Annotated in this window: 30 protein-coding genes, 1 tRNA gene and 1 other RNA gene; 13 read left to right on the top strand and 19 right to left on the bottom strand. The window is 60.3% G+C overall.

Annotation, left to right across the window (positions count from 1 at the left end; all coding sequences use genetic code 11):
* Nucleotides 1–25 precede the first annotated feature (25 nt).
* Nucleotides 26–520: a group 1 truncated hemoglobin gene (locus H3028_RS13625; protein ID WP_181297547.1), complete on the top strand. Its 495-nt coding sequence runs from the start codon at nucleotides 26–28 to the stop codon at nucleotides 518–520.
* Between the two features lie 209 nt (nucleotides 521–729).
* Here H3028_RS13625 and H3028_RS13630 read toward each other — a convergent pair whose 3' ends face one another.
* From H3028_RS13630 to panM, 9 genes are all read right to left on the bottom strand, one after another.
* A complete protein-coding gene (locus H3028_RS13630; protein ID WP_181297548.1) occupies nucleotides 730–1,287 on the bottom strand; it encodes a fasciclin domain-containing protein in 558 nt (185 codons plus the stop codon).
* Between the two features lie 115 nt (nucleotides 1,288–1,402).
* Nucleotides 1,403–2,137: an anti-sigma factor domain-containing protein gene (locus H3028_RS13635; RefSeq protein ID WP_181297549.1), complete on the bottom strand. Its 735-nt coding sequence runs from the start codon at nucleotides 2,135–2,137 to the stop codon at nucleotides 1,403–1,405.
* Nucleotides 2,134–2,688 (bottom strand): sigma-70 family RNA polymerase sigma factor, encoded by a 555-nt coding sequence (locus tag H3028_RS13640; RefSeq protein ID WP_181297550.1) that lies wholly within the window; start codon nucleotides 2,686–2,688, stop codon nucleotides 2,134–2,136. Before H3028_RS13640 ends, H3028_RS13635 begins: the two co-directional genes overlap by 4 nt.
* Before the next feature lie 592 nt (nucleotides 2,689–3,280).
* The gene (locus tag H3028_RS13645) at nucleotides 3,281–3,802 is read right to left on the bottom strand and encodes a DUF1440 domain-containing protein (RefSeq protein WP_181297551.1); all 522 of its coding nucleotides are present in this window, start codon (nucleotides 3,800–3,802) and stop codon (nucleotides 3,281–3,283) included.
* 540 nt (nucleotides 3,803–4,342) lie between these two features.
* Nucleotides 4,343–4,418, bottom strand: a tRNA-Phe gene (locus H3028_RS13650).
* A 168-nt stretch (nucleotides 4,419–4,586) separates the two neighbouring features.
* Entirely contained in the window at nucleotides 4,587–4,859 is a 273-nt protein-coding gene (locus tag H3028_RS13655; RefSeq protein ID WP_045423453.1) for an oxidative damage protection protein, read from the bottom strand.
* Nucleotides 4,856–5,938, bottom strand: coding sequence for an A/G-specific adenine glycosylase (gene mutY / locus H3028_RS13660; protein WP_375154416.1), 1,083 nt, complete (start codon nucleotides 5,936–5,938; stop codon nucleotides 4,856–4,858). Before mutY ends, H3028_RS13655 begins: the two co-directional genes overlap by 4 nt.
* Nucleotides 5,935–8,157, bottom strand: a complete 2,223-nt coding sequence (locus H3028_RS13665) for an AsmA family protein (RefSeq protein WP_181297552.1) — start codon at nucleotides 8,155–8,157, stop codon at nucleotides 5,935–5,937. The genes mutY and H3028_RS13665 overlap by 4 nt, the downstream gene beginning before the upstream one ends.
* 155 nt (nucleotides 8,158–8,312) lie before the next feature.
* Nucleotides 8,313–8,711: an aspartate 1-decarboxylase autocleavage activator PanM gene (panM, locus tag H3028_RS13670; RefSeq protein ID WP_181297553.1), complete on the bottom strand. Its 399-nt coding sequence runs from the start codon at nucleotides 8,709–8,711 to the stop codon at nucleotides 8,313–8,315.
* A gap of 219 nt (nucleotides 8,712–8,930) precedes the next feature.
* Between panM and hisB the strand changes: the two genes are divergently transcribed.
* From hisB to H3028_RS13705, 7 genes are all read left to right on the top strand, one after another.
* The gene (hisB, locus tag H3028_RS13675; protein ID WP_181297554.1) at nucleotides 8,931–9,524 is read left to right on the top strand and encodes an imidazoleglycerol-phosphate dehydratase HisB; all 594 of its coding nucleotides are present in this window, start codon (nucleotides 8,931–8,933) and stop codon (nucleotides 9,522–9,524) included.
* Nucleotides 9,524–10,162 (top strand): imidazole glycerol phosphate synthase subunit HisH, encoded by a 639-nt coding sequence (hisH, locus tag H3028_RS13680; RefSeq protein WP_181297555.1) that lies wholly within the window; start codon nucleotides 9,524–9,526, stop codon nucleotides 10,160–10,162. The genes hisB and hisH overlap by 1 nt, the downstream gene beginning before the upstream one ends.
* Nucleotides 10,163–10,423 (top strand): DUF2164 domain-containing protein, encoded by a 261-nt coding sequence (locus tag H3028_RS13685; protein WP_181297556.1) that lies wholly within the window; start codon nucleotides 10,163–10,165, stop codon nucleotides 10,421–10,423. It abuts the gene before it with no gap.
* Nucleotides 10,424–10,458: 35 nt separating this feature from the next.
* Nucleotides 10,459–11,202, top strand: coding sequence for a 1-(5-phosphoribosyl)-5-[(5-phosphoribosylamino)methylideneamino]imidazole-4-carboxamide isomerase (gene hisA, locus H3028_RS13690; RefSeq protein WP_181297557.1), 744 nt, complete (start codon nucleotides 10,459–10,461; stop codon nucleotides 11,200–11,202).
* An 88-nt stretch (nucleotides 11,203–11,290) separates the two neighbouring features.
* Nucleotides 11,291–12,061, top strand: coding sequence for an imidazole glycerol phosphate synthase subunit HisF (hisF, locus tag H3028_RS13695; RefSeq protein WP_181297558.1), 771 nt, complete (start codon nucleotides 11,291–11,293; stop codon nucleotides 12,059–12,061).
* Nucleotides 12,062–12,130: 69 nt separating this feature from the next.
* The gene (locus tag H3028_RS13700; RefSeq protein WP_181297559.1) at nucleotides 12,131–12,883 is read left to right on the top strand and encodes an ABC transporter substrate-binding protein; all 753 of its coding nucleotides are present in this window, start codon (nucleotides 12,131–12,133) and stop codon (nucleotides 12,881–12,883) included.
* 299 nt (nucleotides 12,884–13,182) lie between these two features.
* The gene (locus H3028_RS13705) at nucleotides 13,183–13,929 is read left to right on the top strand and encodes a substrate-binding periplasmic protein (protein WP_375154417.1); all 747 of its coding nucleotides are present in this window, start codon (nucleotides 13,183–13,185) and stop codon (nucleotides 13,927–13,929) included.
* A gap of 9 nt (nucleotides 13,930–13,938) precedes the next feature.
* Here the strand turns inward: H3028_RS13705 and H3028_RS13710 are convergent, their stop codons facing one another.
* The 4 genes from H3028_RS13710 to gpmI all read right to left on the bottom strand — a co-directional run bounded on the left by H3028_RS13710 (nucleotide 13,939) and on the right by gpmI (nucleotide 19,043).
* Nucleotides 13,939–14,703: a divergent polysaccharide deacetylase family protein gene (locus tag H3028_RS13710; protein ID WP_181298143.1), complete on the bottom strand. Its 765-nt coding sequence runs from the start codon at nucleotides 14,701–14,703 to the stop codon at nucleotides 13,939–13,941.
* A gap of 50 nt (nucleotides 14,704–14,753) precedes the next feature.
* The gene (locus tag H3028_RS13715) at nucleotides 14,754–16,091 is read right to left on the bottom strand and encodes a S41 family peptidase (RefSeq protein WP_181297561.1); all 1,338 of its coding nucleotides are present in this window, start codon (nucleotides 16,089–16,091) and stop codon (nucleotides 14,754–14,756) included.
* Nucleotides 16,092–16,132: 41 nt separating this feature from the next.
* Nucleotides 16,133–17,392, bottom strand: coding sequence for a murein hydrolase activator EnvC (locus H3028_RS13720; RefSeq protein WP_181297562.1), 1,260 nt, complete (start codon nucleotides 17,390–17,392; stop codon nucleotides 16,133–16,135).
* A gap of 112 nt (nucleotides 17,393–17,504) precedes the next feature.
* Nucleotides 17,505–19,043, bottom strand: coding sequence for a 2,3-bisphosphoglycerate-independent phosphoglycerate mutase (gpmI, locus tag H3028_RS13725; protein WP_181297563.1), 1,539 nt, complete (start codon nucleotides 19,041–19,043; stop codon nucleotides 17,505–17,507).
* 142 nt (nucleotides 19,044–19,185) lie between these two features.
* On the opposite strand from gpmI, the gene H3028_RS13730 reads away from it, so the two are divergent.
* The 3 genes from H3028_RS13730 (at nucleotide 19,186) to secB (ending at nucleotide 20,435) form a co-directional block, all read left to right on the top strand.
* On the top strand, nucleotides 19,186–19,599 hold the full coding sequence (locus H3028_RS13730) for a rhodanese-like domain-containing protein (protein WP_168422912.1): 414 nt from the start codon (nucleotides 19,186–19,188) through the stop codon (nucleotides 19,597–19,599).
* Between the two features lie 2 nt (nucleotides 19,600–19,601).
* Complete coding sequence (grxC, locus tag H3028_RS13735; RefSeq protein WP_181297564.1) at nucleotides 19,602–19,856, top strand: glutaredoxin 3; 255 nt, start codon at nucleotides 19,602–19,604, stop codon at nucleotides 19,854–19,856.
* A gap of 84 nt (nucleotides 19,857–19,940) precedes the next feature.
* The gene (gene secB / locus H3028_RS13740) at nucleotides 19,941–20,435 is read left to right on the top strand and encodes a protein-export chaperone SecB (RefSeq protein WP_168422910.1); all 495 of its coding nucleotides are present in this window, start codon (nucleotides 19,941–19,943) and stop codon (nucleotides 20,433–20,435) included.
* Between the two features lie 85 nt (nucleotides 20,436–20,520).
* On the opposite strand, the gene H3028_RS13745 is transcribed toward secB, so the two are convergent.
* Nucleotides 20,521–21,498: an NADPH:quinone oxidoreductase family protein gene (locus H3028_RS13745; protein WP_181298144.1), complete on the bottom strand. Its 978-nt coding sequence runs from the start codon at nucleotides 21,496–21,498 to the stop codon at nucleotides 20,521–20,523.
* Between the two features lie 177 nt (nucleotides 21,499–21,675).
* On the opposite strand from H3028_RS13745, the gene H3028_RS13750 reads away from it, so the two are divergent.
* Nucleotides 21,676–22,098, top strand: a complete 423-nt coding sequence (locus H3028_RS13750; RefSeq protein ID WP_181297565.1) for a flagellar basal body-associated protein FliL — start codon at nucleotides 21,676–21,678, stop codon at nucleotides 22,096–22,098.
* A gap of 18 nt (nucleotides 22,099–22,116) precedes the next feature.
* Here H3028_RS13750 and H3028_RS13755 read toward each other — a convergent pair whose 3' ends face one another.
* From H3028_RS13755 to H3028_RS13775, 5 genes are all read right to left on the bottom strand, one after another.
* On the bottom strand, nucleotides 22,117–22,566 hold the full coding sequence (locus H3028_RS13755) for an EVE domain-containing protein (RefSeq protein WP_181297566.1): 450 nt from the start codon (nucleotides 22,564–22,566) through the stop codon (nucleotides 22,117–22,119).
* Between the two features lie 395 nt (nucleotides 22,567–22,961).
* Nucleotides 22,962–23,564, bottom strand: coding sequence for a 5-formyltetrahydrofolate cyclo-ligase (locus tag H3028_RS13760; RefSeq protein ID WP_181297567.1), 603 nt, complete (start codon nucleotides 23,562–23,564; stop codon nucleotides 22,962–22,964).
* 6 nt (nucleotides 23,565–23,570) lie between these two features.
* Nucleotides 23,571–23,749, bottom strand: a non-coding RNA gene (gene ssrS, locus H3028_RS13765) — 6S RNA.
* A gap of 33 nt (nucleotides 23,750–23,782) precedes the next feature.
* Nucleotides 23,783–24,097, bottom strand: a complete 315-nt coding sequence (locus tag H3028_RS13770) for a cell division protein ZapA (protein ID WP_158186502.1) — start codon at nucleotides 24,095–24,097, stop codon at nucleotides 23,783–23,785.
* Nucleotides 24,094–24,303 (bottom strand): TIGR02449 family protein, encoded by a 210-nt coding sequence (locus tag H3028_RS13775; protein ID WP_045164100.1) that lies wholly within the window; start codon nucleotides 24,301–24,303, stop codon nucleotides 24,094–24,096. Before H3028_RS13775 ends, H3028_RS13770 begins: the two co-directional genes overlap by 4 nt.
* A 123-nt stretch (nucleotides 24,304–24,426) precedes the next feature.
* Here H3028_RS13775 and H3028_RS13780 point away from each other — a divergent pair, with 123 nt between their 5' ends.
* A complete protein-coding gene (locus H3028_RS13780) occupies nucleotides 24,427–24,981 on the top strand; it encodes a YecA family protein (RefSeq protein WP_181297568.1) in 555 nt (184 codons plus the stop codon).
* The last annotated feature ends 10 nt before the right edge of the window (nucleotides 24,982–24,991 follow it).

Raw genomic sequence — 24,991 nt, forward strand, 5'->3', positions numbered from 1 at the left:
CAGTTCCTATTTAAAGGTTACCAGCATGAATATCTATATCGAAAAGTTTTTAACACAGCTGCGGACAGTATTTGTTCTCGCGTTTGTGTCGTTCGCAAGCAGTGGCGTACAAGCAGATACTTCTACTTTCGAGGATTTTGGCGGCAAGCCTGGCCTGGTCAGAATAATGGATGATCTTATGATCAATTTGATCGAGGACCCTCGTACGCGAGATTTCTTTAATAATGAGAAGCAAGATTTCATCAAGGCTATGCTGGTAGAGCAGATGTGTGAATTGCTCGACGGGGGGTGTACATATACCGGCCGTGACATGAAAGCTTCTCATGCCCATCTGAGCATTAATCGAGCCGAGTTCAACGCATTGGTTGAGTCATTCCAGCTAGCGATGGACAAGCATGGCGTGCCGTTTGCCTCGCAGAACAAGCTGCTGGCAAAGCTCGCCCCGATGTACCGCGATATAGAGGGGCCCGCTGGTCAGGGCCCCAAAGCGACGTCATCGGCAGAGTCGATGTCGCGCTAACCCCTCAGCACCTGCGAACTGCGGCAGATAGTTCGCTACAGTTCGCAGGGTTTATTAGCGAAGTGGAGTGCAGTATGACAAGTGGCCGAGCGTTATCACGAGGGGGCGGCTACCTCGCGGCATGGCAAAAGAATAGGGAAGTAGAGAGTACCGAGGCGCCCAAGCAAATAAGGCAGTGGGAGTCATTAGCCCGCCACTGCCTAAAGCCGTTAAGGCATCATAACTTTGTCAATAACGTGGATTACCCCGTTGGACTGCATAACGTCTGCGATGCTGACACTCGCGGTATCGCCGTTAGCATCGGTGATGGTCAGTGTTTTGCCGCTCTCCTTGACAACAAGCGGCTTTCCTTGAACGGTGTTCAGTTCGGTTGACCCGCCTGCTTTCTTCACCGCCGCCATTAAATTCTCGGCCGTATGGGTGCCGGGTACAACGTGGTACGTCAAGATGTCAGTTAACTTGGCCTTGTTTTCCGGCTTTACTAACGTATCCACAGTCCCTTCTGGCAAAGCTGCAAAGGCATCATTCGTTGGTGCAAACACGGTGAAAGGGCCAGCGCTACTTAGCGTTTCGACCAGGCCGGCTGCTTTGACAGCTGTCACCAGAGTGGTGTGGTCATTTGAATTAACGGCATTTTCTACAATATTTTTGCTTGGATACATGGCTGCCCCCCCGACCATCACGCTATCGGCGGCGAGGGCTGGAAAAGCGGCGCCGATAGAAAGGGAAATACAGGCAGCTACCAAACTGTGACGTATCGTGCTCATAACTTTATCTCCGCGAGTAAACCCCACGTGGGGTATTCAAGCTACGCAGTGAATTCCTTTAAGGATGCACAGGTCGGTGAAAAAGTTATCGGACGCGAACGGCTATGCCAAAACACTAAATACTGGAGAGCGCTCCTGTTGCTATCACCGGCCCGGTAGGGAGGCCTGTAGGTGAACCGCCGGTTGGCTCCAAAGAGATCGCAAACACTGTTCTCGCTTGCGCATATGCGCGCAGATGCTCAGGAACCGGCAGGGTTGTAGCATGCCCGCTGGCCAAGGTACCCAGGGATTGGGGCGCGCCATCCGGCACGATCAACCAGAGCTCGGCAACCCGACCATCGAGGGCAATTGGTGTCGCAGGGATAACGACGATGCGGTGCCGCTGTGAATCGATTGTGGCCGTAAACGCCGCCTGCCCACTCTCCAGCTCCAAGGCTGCGATCAGAGTCGGCGCGGACGTTAGGCCGCCTGATTGCAGATACAGCATGAGTACGCCGGCAATTACCATTGCAGTCGTTAGGCTTCCAGCTGCAAGCCATCTCCATAGGGTCAGGCTATCCCACAGACGTCGCCGCTGCGCCGACGGCATGGCGGATGTGCGTGGGGCTTCAGTCGGCGGTAGCAATGCGGTGATACGCGGCCAGATGTAAGGCGGGGGCGGTACAGCCGGGATATCTTCGGCCAGCGGCGCCAGGTGTTCTTGCCAGACGGACAGGCGATCGGCTGCGCGCCTATCACTGGCGACCAGCGCTTCGACTGCGCTTCGCTGCGGTGCGTCAAGCACGCCCAGCACATACTCGCCCAGGCGCAGGTCGTCGTCTTGTTCCTTTGTATCGGCAGGAGTAGTCATCGTTCCAGGCACGCCTTAAGGCGGATAAGGCTTCGGCGAATCCAACTCTTCATAGTTCCCAGTGGCACGCCGGTCCGGCTGGCCAATTCTTCATAGGTACAGCCATCGAAAAAAGCGGTCCGGATCACCTGCTGATGGCGAACCTCGAGGCCCGAGAGGCAATGATCCAGGCGCCGCTGCTCGCTGTGCCATTCCACTGGATCTACAGGCTGAGCTTCGTCGGGTAGATCAAGCCCATCGATAGTTTCTTGGTGGCGTTCGACGCCGCCGACTCGCAAGCGATCAATACATTTGTTTCGGGCAATCATGGCAAGCCAGGTGATCGGACTGGCGCGCTGCGCATCAAACTGTGCGGCCTTATGCCATACGGTCAGATACACCTCTTGAAGGAGGTCTTCTGCATCACTGCGCTGCGGCAGCATTCGTACGCAAATCCCGAATAACTTGGCTGAGGTACGCCGGTAGAGCAGCTCGAAGGCTCCACGGTCTCCTCGCGCAATGGCGGCCAGCAAATCGCCCAATCCTGGGACGCTCTCGTTGGCGTCAGTCATCTAGGCAATTCAAAGTCATGAGTTCCTAAAGCAGGAGTGTTGCCGTCGCCGCAGTGGGTGCGCCGCAGTTGGCGCTGTAGGTTATCCGATCCGGGGCTGCTGATCTAATGCCACAAATTATCTCTTGAAGATCGGTGAGCCGTCCTGGGAGGTTTCGAACCCAGACGCAGAGCGCGTCACTTGGCACAGTGCAGGATATGCTAACTAACAATTTGACCGAGCGATAATCCCCCGCAGTACGTTTGTTCTAACGCCGCGGCCGCGGTGCCGGGGCTAATCGATCCAGGCCGGCGCATAAATGGCGCGCAAGATTCGAGATAGCCAGGAATAGGCCTTATGTGTCTGCCGCCAGCGCATAAGGGGAAGGTCCCCTATGAGGTGAGCCGTTTGGCGTATGGTGATGCCTCCGAGCATCTTCGAATAGTTCCCATGTCTCCAGGGCTTTTGCGACGCCAGGGCCGTACTGCACGGAGCTTCCGCACAAGCTGGTCCCGTCGTGGCGCTATCTTGGACGGAGGCAGCCAGAAGGTCAGCTAAATACGCCGAACCCGCGACGGCGGAAGCGCCGGAAGAAACGAACTCACCCATGCCTTCAGCGTAGTGCCCTGTTGGCCAGCCTCACCACCGTATCTGTCACTATGCCATAGACTACGTGCGCCACGAGTCCACGCGCGTGAGCCTGCCATGGATATTCCTGCGGCTTGCCCGACAAGCCGGTGACGGCATTTAGCCCCTCATCTTGCATGAGGAAAAGCCCAAGCCCGAACGCGCTACCCCGACCTGCACTCAGCACGGGCACCTTTCGGTACATGGCTCCGTATAAGGCGCCAGGGAGGATGCCCAGTGAGTAATGAGCAGCAAGGCCCGCCGGGTGCGGCTGGCTGATGTCCTTGCCCGTCACCCCGGCGATCTTGTCCACCATGACATGGGCGGGATCCATGCCCTGTGGTCGGGCAGCCACGGTCCGCTCTCTCGCCTTTTCCGACACATGGTTGTATGCAAACCAGTCGAGCCGATCCATAGCCCAAACCGCAATGGCGCCAGCGGTGGCACCCACGACCGCACCGATCAGCACGTTTGTGGCGTTATCAGCCCCTGAGTCCTCAAAAGACATGGAAGGACCTCTCGATAATAGGATGTCTCTATTGGAAGAGACGACGTCAGCCGTAGTTCCGCGCCTCTGATAGGCGGGCGTGCCGCAACGAACCATTCGAGGTCAGAGCGGGCGAAGCAGCATCGGCGAGGCTGAAATCCGCGACACTACGTGTTCTGCCGAGGCCAGGGGGCTATATGTGCGATCCCGGTGGGTGAACCGGCTCTCTTCGGCTCGCTAGCGCAGGTGGATCGGGCGTTGGCTTGGACCTCGAAAACAACGGTCATCGTGCTGCGATCGGGAGTAAAGCGATTTCGCCCGTAACACTGATGATCTCGGGCGGGCAGGCGGGTGATTATGCTTTTCTTACGTACGCGGTCCGCCGGTTTGTTTGGGCGTAATAACGCAGCGCCGGCAACAGAGGCGCACGTGCTGTGCTGGGGTACGCCTTGAAGGACCTAAGGCCGCCGTTCGAAAGACAGAGACTAGATCTTCGGTCTGCGTCGAGGACGCTCAAAGCAAAAAGGCCCACCCGCGAGGGTGAGCCTTTTTGACGTATGGTGGTGCCCAGGGACGGAATCGAACCGCCGACACGGGGATTTTCAATCCCCTGCTCTACCGACTGAGCTACCTGGGCAACGGGGCGCTATTAGACGGATTTGGCTTTTGCCTGTCAAGCGCGGTCAAGAAAATATTTAGCCAGAACGGGCGTTTAGCGTCGGGATGGGGCATCAATAGCCGACCGTGAGCCACGGCGGCTGTCCGGAGCGAGCATGGCCAGAGCGGCGCTTGCTTTGGGCAGGGCTCACTCACTCGGCGGTACGTAGCCTTCGGCCTGGGCGTATTCTTCGCCGGAAAGGAATTTGTCCATCTCTGTCTGCAGGAACTTGCGGTCCTCGGCGTTCATCATGTTCAGCCGGCGCTCGTTGATTAGCATGGTCTGGTGCTTCTGCCAGTCGTCCCAGGCCTTCTTCGATACGTTGTTGTAAATGTCCTCGCCCTTTGCGCCCGGATACGGCGGGCGCTCGAGGCCAGGAAGTTCTTCTTTGTACTTGCGGCAGTTCACGGTGCGGGTCATGACATCTCTCCTGCGTTCAATTCGGCGGCGGCGCGCTTGAGCAGCATCTTCACCGGGGCGGCGAGCCCCAGTCGCGGCGGGGTGGCGAGGTTATACCAGAGCCAGTCTGGCTCGGCCACGGCGTTGGCCTCGGACTTGACTGTTATCAGCCAGGGCTCGATGGCCAGCTGGAAATGACTGAAAGTATGGGTCAAGCAGGGCAGCTCTCGGCGCTGTTGTAGCTGCAGAGCGTGGCGTTCGGCGAGCGGGTCGAGCGCGGCCAGATCGTCCAACTCCGGCAGGCTCCAGAGTCCGCCCCAGAGGCCAGTGGGCGGCCGACGATAGAGCAGGATGGCACCCTCATGGTTGGCCAGCAAGGGCATCAGCGTGCGCTTCTGTGGAAGCGCCTTGCGAGGCTTGGGCACCGGGAAATCGGTTTCGCGACCGAGCAGATGGGCGCGACAGCCAGCCTTCAACGGGCACAGCAGACAACTGGGCTTGCTGCGGGTGCAGAGCGTGGCGCCGAGGTCCATCATCGCTTGGGTGTAATGGTTGACGCGCGTTTGCGGGGTCAGGCGCTCGGCAACGTCCCAGAGCTGCCTGGCGACTTTCGGCTCGCCCGGATAGCCATCCTGCGCGACGTAGCGGGCCAGTACGCGCTTGACGTTTCCATCGAGTATCGGCGCGCGCAGGCCCATGCTCAGGCTGGCGATGGCGCCCGCGGTGGATCTACCGATGCCGGGCAGTTCGGCGAGCCGCTCGACGCAACGCGGAAAATCACCGCCGTGCTCGGTAACGATCAGCTTGGCAGTCTTGTGCAGATTGCGGGCGCGGCTGTAGTAGCCCAGCCCCGTCCACAAATGCAGCACTTCATCTTCGGCAGCCGTCGCTAGTGCCTCAACGGTCGGCAGCGCATCCATGAAGCGGTCAAAGTAGCCAAGCACGGTACTGACCTGGGTCTGCTGCAGCATGATCTCCGATACCCATACCCGGTACGGCGTGATGCCCTGCTGCCAGGGCAGATCCTTGCGGCCATGACGGTCGTACCAGTCGAGGACGGCCGCGCCGAATTGCTCGTCGCTCAAGGGGCGTAGGATCATCGGTTGAACAGCCCTTTCAGTGCGTCCTTTAGCTCAGGACTGACCTTGTCGCCAAGCTTCTCTTCGATGGTCTCGTTGAGCTTGTCTCCTGCGAGCCTGGCGGCGATCTTGCCGAGGCCGTCCTTGTCGAAGCGGCAGGCCTTGGCGCCCAACTCCAGCGGGCCGCGGCAGTGCAGCGGCCATTCGATGCCAATATAACGCTCGTTGACGGCGCACGCCGGATCGGGCATTTCGCCCTTGTCACCTTCGATGACGATACCGATGCGGTAATCCATGCCCAGCACGCGAAGGTCGACATCGCCGTTGCCGTTTACCGTCAGGCCGGGAATGCTGGCCTTCAGGTCCGGGTTGCTGGCGACGCCGTTCCGCAAGGTTAGATTGCCTTTTAGTTCCCGGAACGGTGTGTCCTTGCTCCGCGGATCGCTGGACAACGGCTTGCGGTTGAGGGTGGCGATAGCGCGGCAGAGCTGCTGCTCGAGGTTGGCGTCGACGAGGATTCCGTTGTCGATGATGAAGCCGATCTTGCCATTGAGGTTGTCGATCCAGGCCTTCTGGCTGTTGCCCTGAGTACGCAGATCACCGTCCAAATTCAGCAGACCCTTGATAACCACTTCGTCGTTCTGGCTTTTCAGCAGTTGCTCGATTGGGACGCGAGCGATGCGGGTCTGGGCAGTTATCAGCGGTACCTGCGGGCGAACATCCAGGCTGGCCGAGGCTTCCAGACGCCCGTTGTAGAGCCCGCCGCGCAGCTCGTCCAATGTCAGCAGGCCGCCTGAGCTGCGTGCCTTGAGCGCAAAGCTGTCGAGCGGCAAATTCATTGCGGTAAGGCTGCCGATGTTCAGGTTGATCTGCGTATCCAGCCTGCGCAGCGCGCCGATCGGCAATGCCGGGGCGTCGCTCCAGGCCTGTTGCGTTGGCTTATCCGGCAGGGGCGTGGTGCCGCTGCCAATCACCGCAGCTTCACTGGCCTCGACTTCGCTCTGGCGTGCCGCACCGGCAGCGTCTTCCTTGCTCGGCGGTGGCAAATAACGATCGAGATCCAGCCGGTCGCCCTTGAGATCGACCTGCAGCGCCTGTTTGGCGAAATCGCTGACAGCTATCTGGCCGGTAAAACGGCCACCGTCCAGTTTCAGATCGAGCTCTTCGAAGGTCAGGCTGGTCGATGTGCCGGCCAAGCGGGTGACCAGCTCAGCCTTATTCAGGGCGGTGCTGTCGGCCATGGGCGGAAGCTGCTGGCCGATGCCCTCAAGAAACTCGCGCAGGCTGAATTCGGCGATGGACAGCGTGCCGGTGATCTTCGGCTGCTCCTTCAGGTCGCGCGCCTTCAGCTCACCAAGGCCGCGCAACTGGTTGGCGGTGAACTTCAGGCTGGTCCACTCGGCAATTTCGGCGGCCAGGTCGACCAGCAGTTGGCCCTGGGCGCTGAAGGAAAGTGTCTTGCCCTGCAGCGGCTCGCCGGACGCCTCACCGCTCAGACGCAAGTCTTCCAGTTGATATCGTTGCAGCTTGGTATCGAAGCGCAGCGCGCCCTGCAATTCGGTGCGGGCCCGCATCACCGGCTTGTTGCTGCCGAAGAAGGCGTTGAGCTTGACCGGGATCGCGGTGGCTTCGCGAATGGCGCCAGTGGTCAGCTCGATGCCTTCGGCGCTGAATTGCTGGCCGCTTTGCGCGTCATGGTAGGCCACTCGTGCATCGCTGATGGTCAGGCTGTCGATATCCAGTTGCAGCGGGCGCCTGGTGCTATTCGATGGCTGCTCGTCGGCAGACGTCTCGACCTGTTCCGCTGGCACCGCATCGCCGGGTTGCGCTTCGCTGGGTGGCTGGCCGACGCCTTCCCAGTTACCCCTGCCATTCTCGTCGCGGGCCAGGGTCAGGTTGAGGCCGTTGAGGGTGATGTCACTCATCTGTACTTCGCGACTGAACAGCGGCAGCACCCGGACCGATAGGCCCAGCATGCGCAGATCGGCGAAGGGCTGCTGCGGTGTGCGCACGCTGGCCAGGGTGGTGTCGTGCAGTTCCAGACCGAGCCAGGGGAAGAGGCTCCAGCCGATGTCGCCGTCGATGTTGAGCTCTAGGCCAGCCTTGTCGCGGGCAAGCGCGCGGATTTCATCCTTGTAGTCGTTGGGATCGAACAGATGAGTCAGGGCAAAGCCCAATGCGACGATGAGCAGCAGCAACCCGAGGATTACCAGGCCCAGGATCTTGCCGAGCGCTTTCATGGACAGGTCCTTTGTGTGTTTGGCTTTTCAAAAGCAGCGAGTATAGCGCCACGAACCACGGCTTTCGCCGCAGCTGGCGTTGGAGTGGCTACGTGCGTCTGGGTTCCTGTCCGGTTGCAGTGCGCCACGAACCGTGGCACCGAGATCAGCTGGCGCTAGATCGGATCCAGCGGCAAATGCACCCGCGCGGCCAGTGCCTGGGCCTCGAGGTGTTCCGCTGGCGCCGCCAGATGCAGGTCCTTTCCGGCTTCACCGGCCAGGCGTTGGCTCTCTTCGAGAATTCGTTTGCCGACGCCGCGGTTGCGGGTGACCTTGCGTACACAAAGATGTGAGAGCTGCCAATGGGCTGCGTCGCGCTGCAGCAGGGCTGCACCGAGCAGGCGATCATTGAAGCGACCGGCGATCAACGTGCCATGGGCTAGCGCGCTGTCGATCAGGGCTTCGGCACTCGCATGAGGCGCCAGCAGCCAATCCGGCGCATCGGCGAAGATCTTCGCCAGGTCGGTACGATCCTGCTGGCTGGGCTCGGTGAGACTTTCGACGTAAACGGGCATGTGAACCTGGTGCGTTGTCGGTGAAGCCGGCAAGCATAACCCTGCTATTTGGCAATCGCACGACAGCGAGCTGTTCGCCAGGATCGCGGGCGATCGCTCATCGGTGTCTCGCTTTGTCGCTCCTGCAGGACGCCGAGCCACCGTCGGGCGCGTATCCTCGATGGTCGGTTTAGGCCTATAATGCCCCTCTTTTTCGCCCCACGATCAGCGGAGCTGTTGATGTCCGAACGTACGGCTTGCGTAGAGCGCAACACCCTGGAAACCCAGGTCAAGGCCACCATCAACCTGGACGGCACCGGCAAGAGCCGCTTCGCCATCGGCGTGCCCTTTCTCGAGCATATGCTCGACCAGATCGCTCGTCACGGCCTGATCGATCTGGATATCGAGTGCCAGGGCGATCTGCACATCGACGACCACCACACCGTGGAGGACGTCGGCATCACCTTGGGCCAGGCGTTTGCCAAGGCCGTTGGTGACAAAAAGGGCATGACCCGCTATGGGCATTCCTACGTGCCGCTGGACGAAGCGCTGTCGCGCGTGGTCGTCGACTTTTCGGGGCGCCCGGGTCTCCAGATGCATGTTCCCTATACTCGCGCGACCGTCGGCGGCTTCGATGTCGATCTGTTCCAGGAGTTCTTCCAGGGCTTCGTTAACCACGCGCTGGTCACCCTGCATATCGACAATCTGCGAGGGCACAACACCCACCATCAGATCGAAACCGTGTTCAAGGCCTTTGGCCGAGCGCTGCGCATGGCAGTGACACTCGATGAGCGCATGGCCGGGCAGATGCCGTCGACCAAGGGTTGCCTGTGATGCAGACGGTCGCTGTCATCGATTACGGCATGGGTAACCTGCACTCGGTCGCCAAAGCGCTTGAGCATGTCGGCGCCGGCCGGGTCCTGGTTACCAGCGATGCTCAGGTGATTCGCGAAGCCGATAGGGTAGTGTTCCCCGGCGTCGGCGCGATTCGCGATTGCATGGCCGAAATTCGCCGCCTGGGATTCGACGAGCTGGTGCGTGAAGTCAGCGTTGATCGTCCCTTTCTCGGTATCTGCGTGGGCATGCAGGCGTTGATGGAGCGTAGCGAGGAGAACGGTGGTGTGGATTGCATCGGCCTGTTCCCCGGTCAGGTGCGCTTCTTCGGCAAGGATCTGGAAGAGGGCGGTGAGCGCCTGAAAGTGCCGCACATGGGGTGGAACGAGGTAGAACAGGCGATCGCTCACCCGCTCTGGCACAACATTCCCGCCGATGGCCGTTTTTATTTCGTGCACAGCTACTACGTCGAGGCGGGCAATTCACGACAGGTAGTCGGTCGCGGCCATTACGGCAAGGAGTTCGCTGCCGCGTTGGCCGACGGTTCGCGCTTCGCCGTGCAGTTCCATCCCGAGAAGAGCCACACCCACGGCCTGCAACTGCTGCAGAACTTCGCCGCCTGGGATGGTCGCTGGTAAATGAGCCGGGCCAAGCTCAAGCCGCCGCTCCTGACGCTGGATTCCGCTCAGGAACAGGCTGCGCAGCAGACGATCAAGCGCTTTTTGGAGGATCGTTTCGAGCTGGAGCTCGGCTCGTTCGAGGCGCAGGAAGTGCTTGATCTGGTCGCCCGTGAAATTGCTCCGCTCTATTACAACAAGGCGATCTTCGACGTGCAGACGCACCTGAAGGAAAGGTTCGAAAGCATCGAAAGCGACTTGTGGGCGCTCGAGAAGAGCTGACCTTAACCGACACCCGATTTGAACAGGTTCGAGCCATGCTGATTATTCCCGCAATCGATCTCAAGGATGGCGCCTGTGTGCGTCTGCGTCAGGGGCTGATGGATGACGCCACGGTGTTTTCCGATGACCCGGTAGCCATGGCCGCCAAGTGGGTTGAGGCCGGTTGCCGCCGTCTGCATCTGGTGGACCTCAACGGTGCCTTCGAAGGGCAGCCAGTCAACGGCGAGGTGGTCACGGCGATTGCCAAGCGTTACCCGAACCTGCCGATCCAGATCGGCGGCGGCATCCGCTCGCTGGAAACCATCGAGCATTACGTGCGCGCCGGCGTCAGCTACGTGATCATCGGTACCAAGGCGGTCAAGCAGCCGGAATTTGTCGGCGAAGCCTGCCGGGCCTTCCCGGGCAAGGTCATCGTCGGACTGGATGCGAAAGACGGGTTCGTCGCCACCGACGGCTGGGCTGAAGTCTCCAACGTGCAGGCGGTCGACCTGGCGCGCCGCTTCGAGGCCGATGGCGTCTCGGCGATCGTCTATACCGACATCGCCAAGGACGGCATGATGCAAGGCTGCAACATCGAAGCCACGGTCGCTCTGGCCAACGCCAGCCGCATCCCGGTGATCGCCTCGGGCGGCATCCACAATATCGGCGATATCCAGAAGCTGCTCGACACCAATACCCCCGGGATCATCGGCGCCATCACCGGCCGCGCCATCTACGAGGGCACCCTCGATGTGGCCGAGGCGCAGGCGCTCTGCGATCTCAAATTTAAAGACGAGTAATAAGTCATGAACTGGAAGCCGGAAGCCAAGCAGCTCGACCGGCTTCCAGCTTCTGGACCCAAAGCTTCAAGCTCTTCCGGAGAAAAGCATGGCCCTCGCCAAACGCATCATCCCTTGCCTCGACGTGGACAACGGCCGCGTGGTTAAGGGCGTCCAGTTCGAAAACATCCGCGATGCCGGCGACCCGGTGGAGATCGCCCGTCGTTACGACGAGCAGGGTGCCGACGAGATTACTTTTCTCGACATCACCGCCAGCGTCGACAACCGCGATACCACGCTGCACACCGTCGAACGCATGGCCAGCCAGGTATTCATTCCGCTGACCGTGGGCGGTGGCGTGCGCAACGTGCAGGACATTCGCAACTTGCTCAATGCCGGCGCCGACAAAGTGTCGATCAACACCGCCGCGGTGTTCACGCCGGAATTCGTCGGCGAGGCTGCCGAGCGCTTCGGCTCGCAATGCATCGTCGTGGCGATTGATGCCAAGCGGGTATCCAAGCCGGGCGAAGCGCCGCGCTGGGAGATCTTTACCCATGGCGGCCGCAAACCCACCGGGCTGGACGCAGTGCTCTGGGCGCAGAAGATGGAGGCGCTGGGCGCTGGCGAAATCCTGTTGACCAGCATGGACCAGGACGGCGTCAAGAGCGGCTACGACCTGGGCGTCACGCGCGCTATCAGCGAGGCGGTGCGTATCCCTGTGATCGCTTCCGGTGGCGTCGGCAATCTAAAACATCTGGCCGATGGCGTCATCGAGGGCAAGGCTGACGCGGTGCTGGCGGCCAGCATCTTCCACTTCGGCGAATACACCGTACCGGAAGCCAAGGCCTACATGGCCAGCTGTGGCATCGTCATGCGCTGAGCCTGCTTCGAATAAAACTTTCAGGGACGTAGTCGGGCGGTTCGCGCCCGTATTCAAGGAACTCAAGCAATGTTCAAGTCCACGCTTCTTGCCTTGGCGGCCAGCCTGACGCTGGCCGCTGCCGCTGCCGCTGCTCAGGCCGCACCGGAACAAATCGATCTGCTTACTGAGAACTTCCCGCCCTACAACATGGCGGCTGACGGCAAGAACTTCGCCCGAGATGAAAATATCAAGGGTATCGCCACCGATATTATTCGGGAGATGTTCCAGCGGGCCGGTGTCGATTACACCTTGACCTTGCGCTTCCCCTGGGAGCGCATCTACAAGATGGCTCTGGAAACGCCAGGGTATGGCGTGTTCGTGACGGCTCGGCTGCCTGAGCGTGAAGCGCTGTTCAGGTGGGTAGGGCCCATCGGGCCGGATGACTGGGTGCTGCTGGCGCGCGCCGATAGCGCCATCGAGCTCAACAGTCTGGAGCAAGCCAGGCAGTATCGGGTTGGCGCTTACAAGGGTGACGCCATCGGTGAGCATCTCGTGGCCCAGGGGCTGCAACCCGCGCTGGCGCTGCGTGATCAAACCAACGTCGAGAAGCTGCAGAACGGCGCTATTGATCTCTGGGCGACGGGCGATCCAGCCGGACGCTTCCTGGCGAAGCAGCAAGGCGTAAATGGACTCAAGCGAGTGCTGCGTTTCGACAGTGCTGAGCTGTTTCTAGCGCTGAACAAGCAGGTTTCCGACGAGACGGTCGAAAAGCTGCAGGCCGCGCTGGACCAGATGCGCGCAGACGGTACGGTAAATACCATCACCGGCCGCTACCTCTGACCGGTCAGACTGACTGGCGATAGACCCTCACCGCTGCAACGCCTCGATCCAGGGGTACTCGATTGCAGAGCGTGCGCTGATTTCCTCGCGCTTCGCCGCCCCCGTCTGCAAGCCAGGCAGCACCATGTATGCTGATGATGATGGCAAAATGATGCACGAATTTTGTGCGTCACGTCTCATCTAGAGGGCGGCCGCGCTGCGTCTGGTTCACAAGTTGCTACACCTAACGAAGCGGCAGCCGCACGGCACGTGTCGGCGGGCTGTCGCCCTGAAGCACTTGCAGACGTGGGGGAAGTTTGATGAGACGAATTCTAGCGGCCGGACTGCTGATGCTAATGGCCGCCTCGGCCAAGGCTGCACTGCCGGACGACTACAAAATGGTGCTGCTGACCGAGAATTTTCCGCCGTTCAATATGGCGGCTGATGGTAAGAACTACGCGGCGGACAGCAACATCAGCGGAATCAACGCCGACATCGTGCGCGAGATGTTCAAGCGTGCCGGAATTACCTACAGCCTGACGCTGCGTTTTCCCTGGGAGCGCATCTACAAGCAGGTGCTGGAGCAGCCGGACCAGGGACTATTTTCCACCACCTATACGCCGGAGCGTGAGCCACTGTTCAAGTGGGTCGGACCGCTCGCCAGTACCGGTTGGGTATTGCTGGCACCGCCCGGTAGTCCGTTGCGTTTGAGTTCGCTTCAGCAGGCGCAGCAGTACCGGGTCGGCGCCTACAAGAACGACGCGGTAAGCCAGCATCTGGAAGCCAACGGATTCAAGCCGATCAATTCACTGCGCGACCAAGAAAACATCGGCAAGCTGCTCAAGGGGCAAATAGATCTTTGGGCCACCACCGATCCGGTCGGCCCCTACCTGGCCAAGCAGGAAGGGGTGAGCGGGCTCCCTACGGTATTGCGCTTCAACGATGCGCAGCTGTTCCTCGCGTTCAACAAGCAGACGCCAGACGAAGTCGTTACGCGGCTGCAGAGCGCTTTGGACGAGATGAGGGGTGACGGCGCGATCGATGCCATTATGCGCAGCTACCTCTGACTAGAATCCTTAGCGGTAAACGCCGAGCGTGCCATGGGCAACCGTTGCGCGGTTGCCTCGGGTGGCAATCATCTGACCGATATCCACCCAATCGATCCCCTGAGCACGCAGGCGCGGCAATTCCTGCTCCAGCAACGCCAAAGTGCTCGGGTACGGATGCCCGATAATAACCACCGAGCCCTGCTTGCGAGCCAGACGGACAGCTGTGCGGAACTGCGCAGCAACGGCGGCGGGACTGGGGTCGTCATCAAGGAAAATATCGCGCGATAGGCTGGCCAAGCCGACTCGCTGCGCGGCGGCGGCGGCCACCGTTCTGGCGTTGGTGCGGCTGTCGAGAAAGAACAGATGGCGCTGCTGCAGTTCGCTCATCAAGGACGCCATGGGCTGCTGTTGATCCGTCATCTGGCTGCCCATGTGATTGTTCACTCCGCTAGCGTGCGGGACCTTTGCCAGCGCGCTGTGCAGACGACGAGTCAGCTCCGCCTGCTCCAGCTGCGGTTGCCAGGCGTAGGGGCCGCCAGCGGGTGCCATGGGCAGGTGCAACATGATCGTTTTACCTGCGGCATTGGCCCGCTCAGCCAGTTTTGTGGCGTGGCGGCTGTCTGGAAGAATCGCCATGGCGACCGGGCCGGGCAGGGCAAGAACGCGTGCGTCCTGAGCCGCATGCTGGCCCAGATCATCAATCACCAGAGCCAGTTTGGGCATCCGCGAGATGGTTGCCAGGCGTTCCGTTCCATCTGTGGGGTCGGCGTCGGCATCCGGTGCGCCAATCATCAGCAGCGGTGCGAGAAGCCCCAGCAGTAGGTATGTCGCCTGGGGCACCGTTATTGGCCGCGGGTGAGGTTCAATCCCTTGAGCAGATTCAGTGCCTGGCCGAGCTGGAAATCTTCATCCTGCGGGCGTGGCGAATCGCTGGCGATTGGCGTGCTGGTGGGGCGCTCCGGGCCGCCGTTGCCATTGCCCAGATGACCGGCCAGATCCGCCTCGCGAACGCCTTCGACGGCCTGTTCACGGGTGAGCTTGGCGCGGGTTACCTGAATATCCGGCTCGATGCCCTGGGCCTGGATGGAGCGGCCATTCGGGGTGTAATAGAGCGCCGTGGTCAGCTTCAATGCGCGGTCATTGTTCAGTGGCAGTACGGTCTGCACCGAGCCCTTACCGAAGCTATCGGTCCCCATGACAACGCCACGCTTCTGATCCTGCAGGGCGCCGGCAACGATTTCGGAGGCAGAGGCGCTGCCGCCGTTGATCAGCACGACCAGTGAAACGCCTTCGCTGGCGTCGGCCGGGTCGGCGTTGAAGCGCAGCTCGGAATTGGCGATGCGGCCTTTGGTATAGACGATCAGGCCGTCGGTGAGGAAATGATCGGATACTTCGACCGCCGCCTGCAGCACACCGCCCGGGTTGTTGCGTAGATCGAGCACCAGTCCGTTGAGCTGCCTACCGTTTTCCTTGCGCATTTTTGCCAGTGCTTTACCGACTTCTTCGCCGGTATTGATCTGGAATTGCGTCACACGCAGATAGCCGTAGCCGGGCTCGAGCATCTGGCTTTTGACGCTGTTGACCTTGATCACCGCCCGGGTGAGCTTGACCGAGAAGGGCTTGCCACCTTCGCGTACAAGTGACAACGAAATGTCGCTGCCTGGTTTGCCGCGCATCATCCCGACGGCGTCCATCATGGACATGCCTTTGGTCGGCTTGCCGTCGATCTTGACGATCAGGTCGCCGGCCTCGATGCCGGCCTTCGACGCTGGTGTGTCGTCAATCGGCGAGACCACCTTGATGAAGCCGTCTTCGATACCGACTTCAATCCCGAGGCCACCGAACTCGCCGCTGGTGCTTTCCTGCAATTCTGCAAAGGCTTCCGGCTCGAGATAGGCCGAGTGCGGGTCGAGATTACTGAGCATGCCTTTGATGGCGTTTTCCAGTAGGGTCTTGTCATCGACCGGCTCGACGTAAGCGGCCTTGATCCGGTCCAGCACCTCGGCGAAGGTGCGCAGCTCATCCAGCGGCAACGGTGCCTTGTTGCTCGGGGCATCCAGCGTAATCGGCTCCGGTGCCAGCTCTGCGGGTGGTTGCTGGGCCCAGGCACCACCGTGCATCCCTAGCAAAATGGCCAGGGCCAGTGTAGATGGTTGGGCGAAACGGCGCAGGTGCTGCATGTCTGACTCCAGTTATGAGGGGGCGCTTTAGCCGAACCGGCTTATCCTTGCGCACGACACCATTGTGCCGGATCGCTCGGGCGACCCTGTTGGCGAATGGCGAAATACAGTGCGGCAGACTCTTGCCCGCCACTGGTTCCTACGGTGGCGATTGGATCGCCTGCCTTGACGATTTCTCCGGCGTCGCGCAGTAGGCTCTGGTTGTGACCGTACAGACTCAGGTAACCATTGCCATGGTCGAGGATCACCAGCAGACCGGCACCGCGCAGCCAATCGGCAAACACCACTCGACCACCGTGCACAGCGCGCACTTGGGTGCCAACATCCGCACCGATCAAGACGCCGTCCCACTTGGTTCGAGCGTCTCCGCCGCGTGGAGTGCCATAACGAGCGACCAGCCGTCCATCCACCGGCCAGGGCAGCTTGCCTTTGGCGCTGGCGAACGGGCCGCCGAAACTTCCGCCGGCGCTTGAGACGATCGGGCCGGACGGTGTCGAGTGGTTACCACCGGCGCGCTGCTGACGTGCCTCTTCTTCTCGTGCCAGAGCCAGCGCTCGCTGACGCGCCTGCTCAGCCTCGCGCGCTTGGCGTGCAAGGGTTTGTTCGATAGTTTTGAGGACGCGCTCAAGCTGCGCCTGTTCCTGTTTTCGGGCCTTGAGCTTCTGATCGCGGCTGGAGAAGTCCCGGTCGAGTTTGGCCAGCGCCAGCTGGCGCTCCTTGCGCACTTCGTCGAGCTGCGCGCGGCGCTCTTTCAATCCATCCTGCTGCTCGGCAAGAGTCGCTTGCTGCTTCTCGATGCCGGTCTGGACATTAGCCAGTTGGCTGAGGGTTTGGTTGAAATCTGCGACCTGCTCGAAACGAGCCTTGCTGAGATAGTCGTAGTAGGTCAGGGTCCGGCTGAATTTTTCCGGGTTCTGCTGGTTGAGCAACAACTTCAGATATTCCTGGCGACCGCTCTGATAGGCGGCGCGTGCCTGGATTCCAATCAGGCGCTGCTGTTCGATGCGGGCGCCTTCGAGGGTGGTCTTTTCTTCGTTGAGACGTTCCAGCTCCGCTTCGCTGCGATCGATTTCCTGCTGCAGAGAGTCGACCTGTTTCTCCAGCTGGCCCATCTCGCTTTCGGTGGTCTGCAGCTGCTTCTGCACCGCAGATTTCTCCTGCTCGATCTGCTTGAGCAGTTTCTGCAGTTCGGCCACGTCCTGGCGTGCCGCTTCGATCTGTTTGCGAGCATCGGCGCGCTCGTCCGCCATGGCTGAGCCAAGCAGGCAGGAGAGCGCGAATGCGAGAAGAATACGAGGCATGGGAGGGCGTAACCGAGAATTTAGCGACCGCGGTAGTATGCCTAAAAAAGCGGCTTGAAGCTTGAAGCCCCGAGCTGGAAGTAGAGCCTGGCTTCCAGCTTCCAGCTTCCAGCTATCGGCTCAGTTCGACAATCGAGCGGCCGGTCATCTCTCCTGGCACCGGCAGGCCTAGCAGCGTCAGCATGGTCGGGGCGACGTCGGCGAGCACGCCGCCTTCGCGGATCCGCAGGTTGCGCTTGCCGTAATAGATGAACGGTACCGGCTCACAAGTATGGGCGGTATGGGCCTGGCCGGTCATGGCATCTTCCATCTGTTCGGCGTTACCGTGATCCGCAGTGATCAGCGCCTCGCCGCCCACTTTGTCCAGCGCTTCGACGATGCGGCCGATGCATTTGTCCAGACATTCCACGGCCTTAACCGCGGCCTCGAACACGCCGGTATGGCCGACCATGTCACCGTTGGCGTAGTTGACGATGATCACGTCGTAACGCTGATTCTCGATGGCATCGACAATGCGGTCGGTTACTTCCGGTGCGCTCATTTCCGGCTGCATGTCGTAGGTGGCGACCTGCGGGGACGGGATGAGGATGCGCTCTTCTCCGGCAAAAGGCTCTTCGCGACCGCCCGAGAAGAAGAAGGTGACATGCGCATATTTCTCTGTCTCGGCGATGCGCAGCTGGGTCTTGCCATTGTTCGCCAGGTATTCGCCGAGCACGTTGGTCAATGCTTCCGGGGCGAAGGCCGACGGCGCTGGAATGCTTGCGGCGTATTGGGTGAGCATGACGAAACCGGCCAGCTGCGGCACCCGGGTCCGCGGGAATTCATTGAAGTCTTTTTCGACGAAGCAGCGGGTCAGTTCGCGTGCCCGGTCGGCGCGGAAGTTCATGAACACCACGGCGTCGCCGTCTTCCATGCGTACCGGTTCACCAATGGTGGTGGCTTTGACGAACTCGTCGCTTTCGCCGCGCTCGTAGGCGGCGATCAGCCCATCCACTGCGTAGTCGGCGTGGTATTCCGCCTTGCCGTCGACGATCAGGTTAAAGGCCTGCTCGACCCGATCCCAGCGGTTATCGCGATCCATGGCGAAGTAGCGGCCGACCAGGCTGGCGACGCGGCCCTTGCCCAGGCGGGTGAAGGTGGCCTGCATGAGCTCGATGGAATGCTGAGCGCTTTTTGGCGGAGTATCGCGGCCATCAAGGAAGGCGTGTAGATAGATCTTTTCAGCGCCCCGCTTGACGGCCAGTTCGGCCATGGCGACCAGATGATCCTGGTGGCTGTGAACGCCGCCGTCGGAAAGCAGGCCGAGAATATGCACAGCGTTACCTGCCGCGACGGCCTTATCGACCGCGGCGCAGATGTTCGGATTCTCAAAGAAGTCGCCGTCACGGATGGACTTGGTTACCCGAGTGAAATCCTGATACACCACGCGGCCAGCGCCCAGGTTCATGTGACCGACTTCGGAGTTGCCCATCTGGCCGTCCGGAAGGCCCACATCCATACCGCTGCCGGAAATCAGACCGTGCGGCTGACTAGCGAGCAGGCGATCATAAACCGGTTTGTTGGCAGCATGGATGGCGTTGAATTCGGGATTGTCGCTGTGTCCGAAGCCATCGAGAATCATCAGTACCAGGGGTTTGGGCGCGGCAGGCATGTATCTGGCTCCTTGCACGAGGGCGCGAAAAATGGCGGCCAGTCTACTGGCTGGCCGGTTTGGCGTCACGATTCGCAGGGTTCAGCCCGGTTGAGGGGCTGTGTATACTGGCCCGCATTTTATCCCCCGGGTACCCTTATAAATGGTCGCTAACCTGATTGAATTTGTCTCTAACCACTACGTTCTAGTCAGCATCTTTCTGGTGCTGCTGGTCCTTCTGGCTCTCACCGAGGCGCGAAAAGGCGGCAAGAGCCTGAGCAACCGCGAGCTGACCGGGCTGGTCAATCGCGACGAAGGCGTGGTGTTGGACGTGCGCGCGAAGAAGGAGTTCGACGCCGGTCACATCGTCGATTCATTGAACATTCCCTACGAGAAGCTGGTCAGCCGATTGGGCGAGCTGGAAAAGCACAAGGGCAAGACAATCGTTGTCGTCGATGCCATGGGCCAGCACGCCGGAACGGCCTGCCGCGAGTTGCAGAAGGCGGGCCACACTGCCGCCAAGCTGTCCGGAGGGATCTCCAGCTGGCGCGGCGAAAACCTGCCAGTGGTCAAGTAACTATGTCTAAAGTCGTCATCTATACCACCGCCTGGTGCCCGTTCTGCATCCGAGCCAAGAGCCTGCTCGATCGCAAGGGGGTCGGTTACGAAGAGATTCCCGTCGACGGCAAGCCGGCCTTACGCTCGCAAATGGCAGCCAAGGCCGGGCGTACTTCGGTGCCTCAGATATGGATCGGCGACGAGCATGTCGGCGGCTGCGACGAACTGCACGCGCTGGAGCGGGCGGGTCGGTTGGATGCGCTGCTGCAGGCATGATTTGATTCAAGGTCTGCCGGGCAGCCGATCAGTGTCGGCGCTGGCAGGGCTCCCAATCCGATATGCACAACAAGAAGGCTTCACATGACTGAACAAGCAAACAACGGCGCGGCGGCTGGTCAGGAAGAGCAAGGCGCGCAATTTTCTCTGCAGCGGATCTATGTCCGTGACCTCTCTTTCGAGGCTCCCAAGAGTCCGGAAATTTTCCGCCAGGAGTGGAACCCGAGCGTCGCGCTGGACCTGAACACCAAGCAGAAGTCGCTCGAAAACGACTTCCATGAAGTGGTGCTGACGCTTTCGGTAACCGTCAAGACCGGCGAGGAAGTCGCCTTCATCGCCGAAGTCCAGCAGGCCGGCATATTTCTGATCAAGGGGCTCGAAGCCCAGGCCATGAGCCACACGCTCGGCGCGTTCTGTCCGAACATCCTGTTTCCGTACGCGCGTGAGACCTTGGACAGCTTGGTCACGCGAGGCTCATTCCCAGCGCTGATGCTGGCGCCGGTGAACTTCGATGCGCTCTATGCTCAGGAAATGGCGCGCATGCAGCAGGGCAGCGAAGCGCCAGCCACTGCTCATTAATAAGGCAGCGGTAAGCTTTAAGCGAGAAGCTGGAAGCAAACAAGGCCTGACTGCCCTTCGGTCCAGCCCATGCTTCCAGCTTGCGTTAGCGCACCTTCACGACCAGCTTGCCCACTGCTTTGCGCTGGGCCAGCGTATTGATCGCTTCTGCGGCCTGTTCGAGCGCGAAGGTCTGCGAGACCAGAGGCTTGAGCTTGCCTTCAGCGTGCCAGGCAAACAGCTGCTTGAAGTTGGCTGCGTTGTCATGCGGCTGGCGGCGGGCGAAGCTGCCCCAGAATACCCCTACCAGCGAGGCGCCTTTAAGCAGCGGTAGATTCGCTGGCAGCGAAGGAATGTCGCCGGTCGCGAAACCGACCACTAGCATTCGACCGTTCCAGGCGATGCTGCGGAACGCTTCTTCGAAAAATTTGCCACCGACCGGATCGTAGATCACATCCACGCCCTGACCATCGGTGAGCTCCTTCAGGCGCTCTTTGAGGCCCGTCTCGGTGTAATTGATCAGTTCATCGGCACCGGCTTTTCTCGCAACCTCGAGCTTCTCAGCGGTGGAAGCCGCGGCAATCACCTTCGCGCCCATCGCCTTGCCGATCTCCACCGCCGCCAGACCCACGCCGCCCGATGCGCCCAGAATCAGCAGAGTTTCGCCCGGTTGCAGATTGGCACGCTGTTTCAATGCATGCATTGACGTGCCATAGGTCATGCTGAACGCAGCAGCAGTTTCGAAGCCCATCGACGGAGGGACCGGCAATACATTGTCCGCAGGAACGGCGACCTGCTCGGCAAAGCTGCCCCATCCAGTGAGCCCCATCACGCGGTCGCCTACCTTAAGATGGCGGACACTTTCGCCCACGGCGGCGACTACGCCGGCCGCCTCACCACCTGGTGAAAATGGGAAGGGCGGCTTGAACTGATATTTGCCCTCGATGATCAGCGTGTCGGGGAAATTGACACCGGCAGCATGCACATCGAGCAGTACCTCGCCTTTTTTGATCTGCGGGCTATCGGCCTGATCGATGACGAGATTTTCGGCCGGGCCGAATTCTTTGCACAGGACAGCTTTCATCGGGTTTCCTTTTGTTGTGAGAGAGGAGGCAATGGGCCGTTTTGAATTCCACCAGTCTAGAAGTCTGCCCGCATGGCGCAACGAGCATGGCCTGTTCTGATGGCGATACATAAGGCTGGGCTTGGGTCCGTGCCCGGCACTGGTTATGCTGAGCCCTGTATCCTTTGGAGTTGCCTCGTGAAGCGCCTTCTTTTTCTTGTACTCGCCCTCTGCGTGGCGCTGCCTGCTTTGGCGGAAACATCCGAAACCGAAACCGAAACCGAAACCGATGCGGCTGCGACGAAGACCATCTATTACACGCTGGTGCCTGCGCTGGTCGGTAACTACGGGTCGGAAGGCCGGCTGAAGTATTACAAGGCCGACATTGCCTTGCGTGTCAGCGGTAATGAGGCGGAGGCGAAGGTCAAGCATCACGAGCCGCTGATTCGCAATCAGTTGGTAATGCTGTTTTCACAGCAGACCGATGCCAGCCTCGGATCGGTCGAGGCCAAGGAAGCCCTTCGACAGGAAGCGCTCAAGCAGGTGCAGGCGGTGCTTGCCCAAGAGGAGGGCAAGCCTCTGGTTGACGATCTGCTGTTCAACAATCTGATCGTCCAATGATCTGGGGAGAAGAGCGGATCAGCGCATGGCCAGGATGGCGCTCCACTCGCTTTCGCTGACCGGCATCACCGAGAGACGGCTGCCTTTCTGCACAAGCGGCATCTGTGCGAGGGCCGGCTCGGCCTTCAGTCGAGGCAGCGCTAGCGTGAAGGCGAAGCGCTCGACAAAGCCGACTTCGACGGCGCTCCAGGGATTCTTCGATTCGCTGGCCTTGGGGTCGTAATAAGCGCTGTCGGGGTCGAGCGCAGCGGGGTCCGGGTAGGCTGCACTTGTGATGCAGCCGATTCCGGCAATACCCGGCGTCGCGCAGCTGGAGTGATAAAAGAAGAACTGGTCGCCTTCGCCCATCTGACGCAGGAAATTGCGCGCCTGGTAGTTGCGCACGCCATCCCAGCGGGCGGTGCCAAGTTTATCGAGGTCCTCGATAGAAAATTCGTCCGGTTCGGACTTCATCAGCCAGTACGGCATGGTCTTTGCTCACTGCTGGTACTTGAAAGGGTTCTCAACGCAAATCCGCGACAATCGGTAGCGACGCTGTTTGCGCAGCGCCGAGGCTTGGCGGAGAATGCCGCGCTTGAGGTTGGCATCGTCGAGTCCGGAAAACCAAAACGATACGGACTTGGCGAAAACGGTTCGCCTGGCAGGGGGAGGCGACAAAACTATGAAACGCAAGCCAGATATTCTTTGGGTCTTGGTGCTGATTTTCGGTCTCGGCGTTGTGACTACGGGGTATACGCAGGGCCTGTGGGAACGACCGGACAATGTATCGTCAATGGTTCCGATCAGCCACTCGCAACAGCTTCAGCGCTGAGCAGAAAGGCCGCAAGGATGCGGCCCGTAATATCGCACCAAGCTTTCCTGCTTCATTTCGCATACCAACCTTGGTCCGTCACAGTGGCCTGCAGGCTCACATCCCAACTGGCCAAGGGTAGCCGATCGACTTTCTGGCATTCATGGGCAAGACCTAGGAGTGTCGGTTTGTGACCATTTTTGCGCCTGCCGCGATACGCCAGGCTCCGATCGTAAAAGCCCCCTCCCATGCCCAGGCGTCCACCGTGCTCGTCGAATCCCACCAGTGGCATAAGTATCAGGTCGAGTGCCCAGATAGGTCGTTGCCGCGCAGGGCGAAAAGCTGGCTCGGCAATACCAAAGCGATTCGGCGTCAGGCGCTCGTTCGGCATGATTCGTTGAAACACCATGCGGGTGCGCGGCCAGGCGTTGAGTACCGGTAGGTAGGTCGCCTTTCCGCGTCGTTGGGCTTCGAGCATTAGCGGGCGGGGATCTATCTCGCCATCATTGGGTAAGTACAAGGCGATATGACGGGCACGGCGAAACAGCGGATGCTGAGCCAGCTGTCGATAAAGTTTCTTGGCGGCCTGGCGTTGTTGGATGGGGGAAAGGTGGCGGCGCGCTTGCCGCAACTGTCGTCGCAGCGCCGGGCGCGAAAGGCCGTTGGCTACGATCATGAAATAAGGCTCCCCAGCATGCCGCTGCCAGCGTAGGCCCTTGAACCCGAGAGTTCAAGGTGGCGACTACAGAGTACCTTAAGGCTTTCCGTCAGGCGGACATGCACACCGGCACTACGTGTAGCCTCCATGGTGTTGCTTATCGGGAGAGGGTCATCGCCGACTGGCGAACATGCCAGGGAGTGGGCGGGATTATAACGCAATCTGCCTGCCGTTCATCAGTTGCCGGAAGGGTTTGGATCGGCGGCCAGCGCGCTGTCGACCCGCTCCAGCAAGGTGCGAACGTGCTCGCGGGCGCTGTTGGCCTCGGCATCCAGGCGATCATGCTTGTGTAGCAGCTCATGGGTGATGTTAAGCGCCGCCATCACGGCGACGCGGTCAGCGCCGATGACTTTGCCGCTGCTGCGAATTTCCCGCATCTTGCGGTCGAGATAATGGGCGGCGCCTTCGAGGTTGCTGCGTTCTTCGGGCGGGCAGGAAATGCAATATTCCTTGTCCATGATGTGCACGGTAACAGTGTTCGGCTGGGTCATGAGTCCTGCTCCAGGGCTTTCAGGCGCGAAATCATTGATTCGACCTTCACCCGTGCCATTTCGTTCTTTTCAATCAGATGAGCGCGTTCCTCGCGCCACGCCTGTTCGCTGTGAAGCAATAAGCGATTTTGCACCTTGAGTTGCTCGATGCGCTGAATAAGCTGTTCCAGCTTGGCGGTCAGCAATTGCAAGTCGGCGTCTTCCATGGGATTCCCGAGTGAATGGCGCGAGCGTTGGGTAGTCCGGCTTCGATGGTCTTGGCTCGTATGCCGATGCTAGGATACAGGCCTTCATTCTAGACATTAGCGCCTCCGTGCGCCTAGCTGCCAATGCCCATTCAGAACTCGCCGTATGCTGCTTTCGCCACCTTGTTGGCCAGCAGTGCCCAACCCGTCACACCCGCCGAGCTGCACGGCCTGTTACTTGGGCGCAGCTACGCCGGTGCCGGTTTCGATGTCGAGCCCTGGCTGATCGATGCCGCCGAACTGTTCGGTGCCGAGCCCGAGGAATCGGTGCGCCAAGCGCTCATCGGCCTGCAGGAGATGGTCAAGGGTGAGCTGGCCGGCGACGATATCGCCATCGTTTTGCTGCTGCCCTCCGATGACGCGCCACTCGCCGAGCGCGCGCTTGCTCTAGGCCAGTGGTGTCAGAGCTTCCTGGCCGGCTTCGGCCTGATCGCCGGCGATCGCGCGCTGAGCAGCGAGGCCATGGAGGTACTGCAGGATCTGGCAGCGATCGCTCAGATTCAGGATTCCTTGGACGAATCCGAGGATGGCGAAAGCGATTACATGGAGGTCATGGAGTACCTGCGCGTCGCGCCATTGCTGTTGTTTACCGAATGCGCCAAGCCGGTGCCGCCGACACCCAAGCCCTCCCTGCATTGAGGAACGTTTG

This window comes from Pseudomonas sp. Q2-TVG4-2 (assembly GCF_013620795.1).
GTDB lineage: Bacteria > Pseudomonadota > Gammaproteobacteria > Pseudomonadales > Pseudomonadaceae > Stutzerimonas.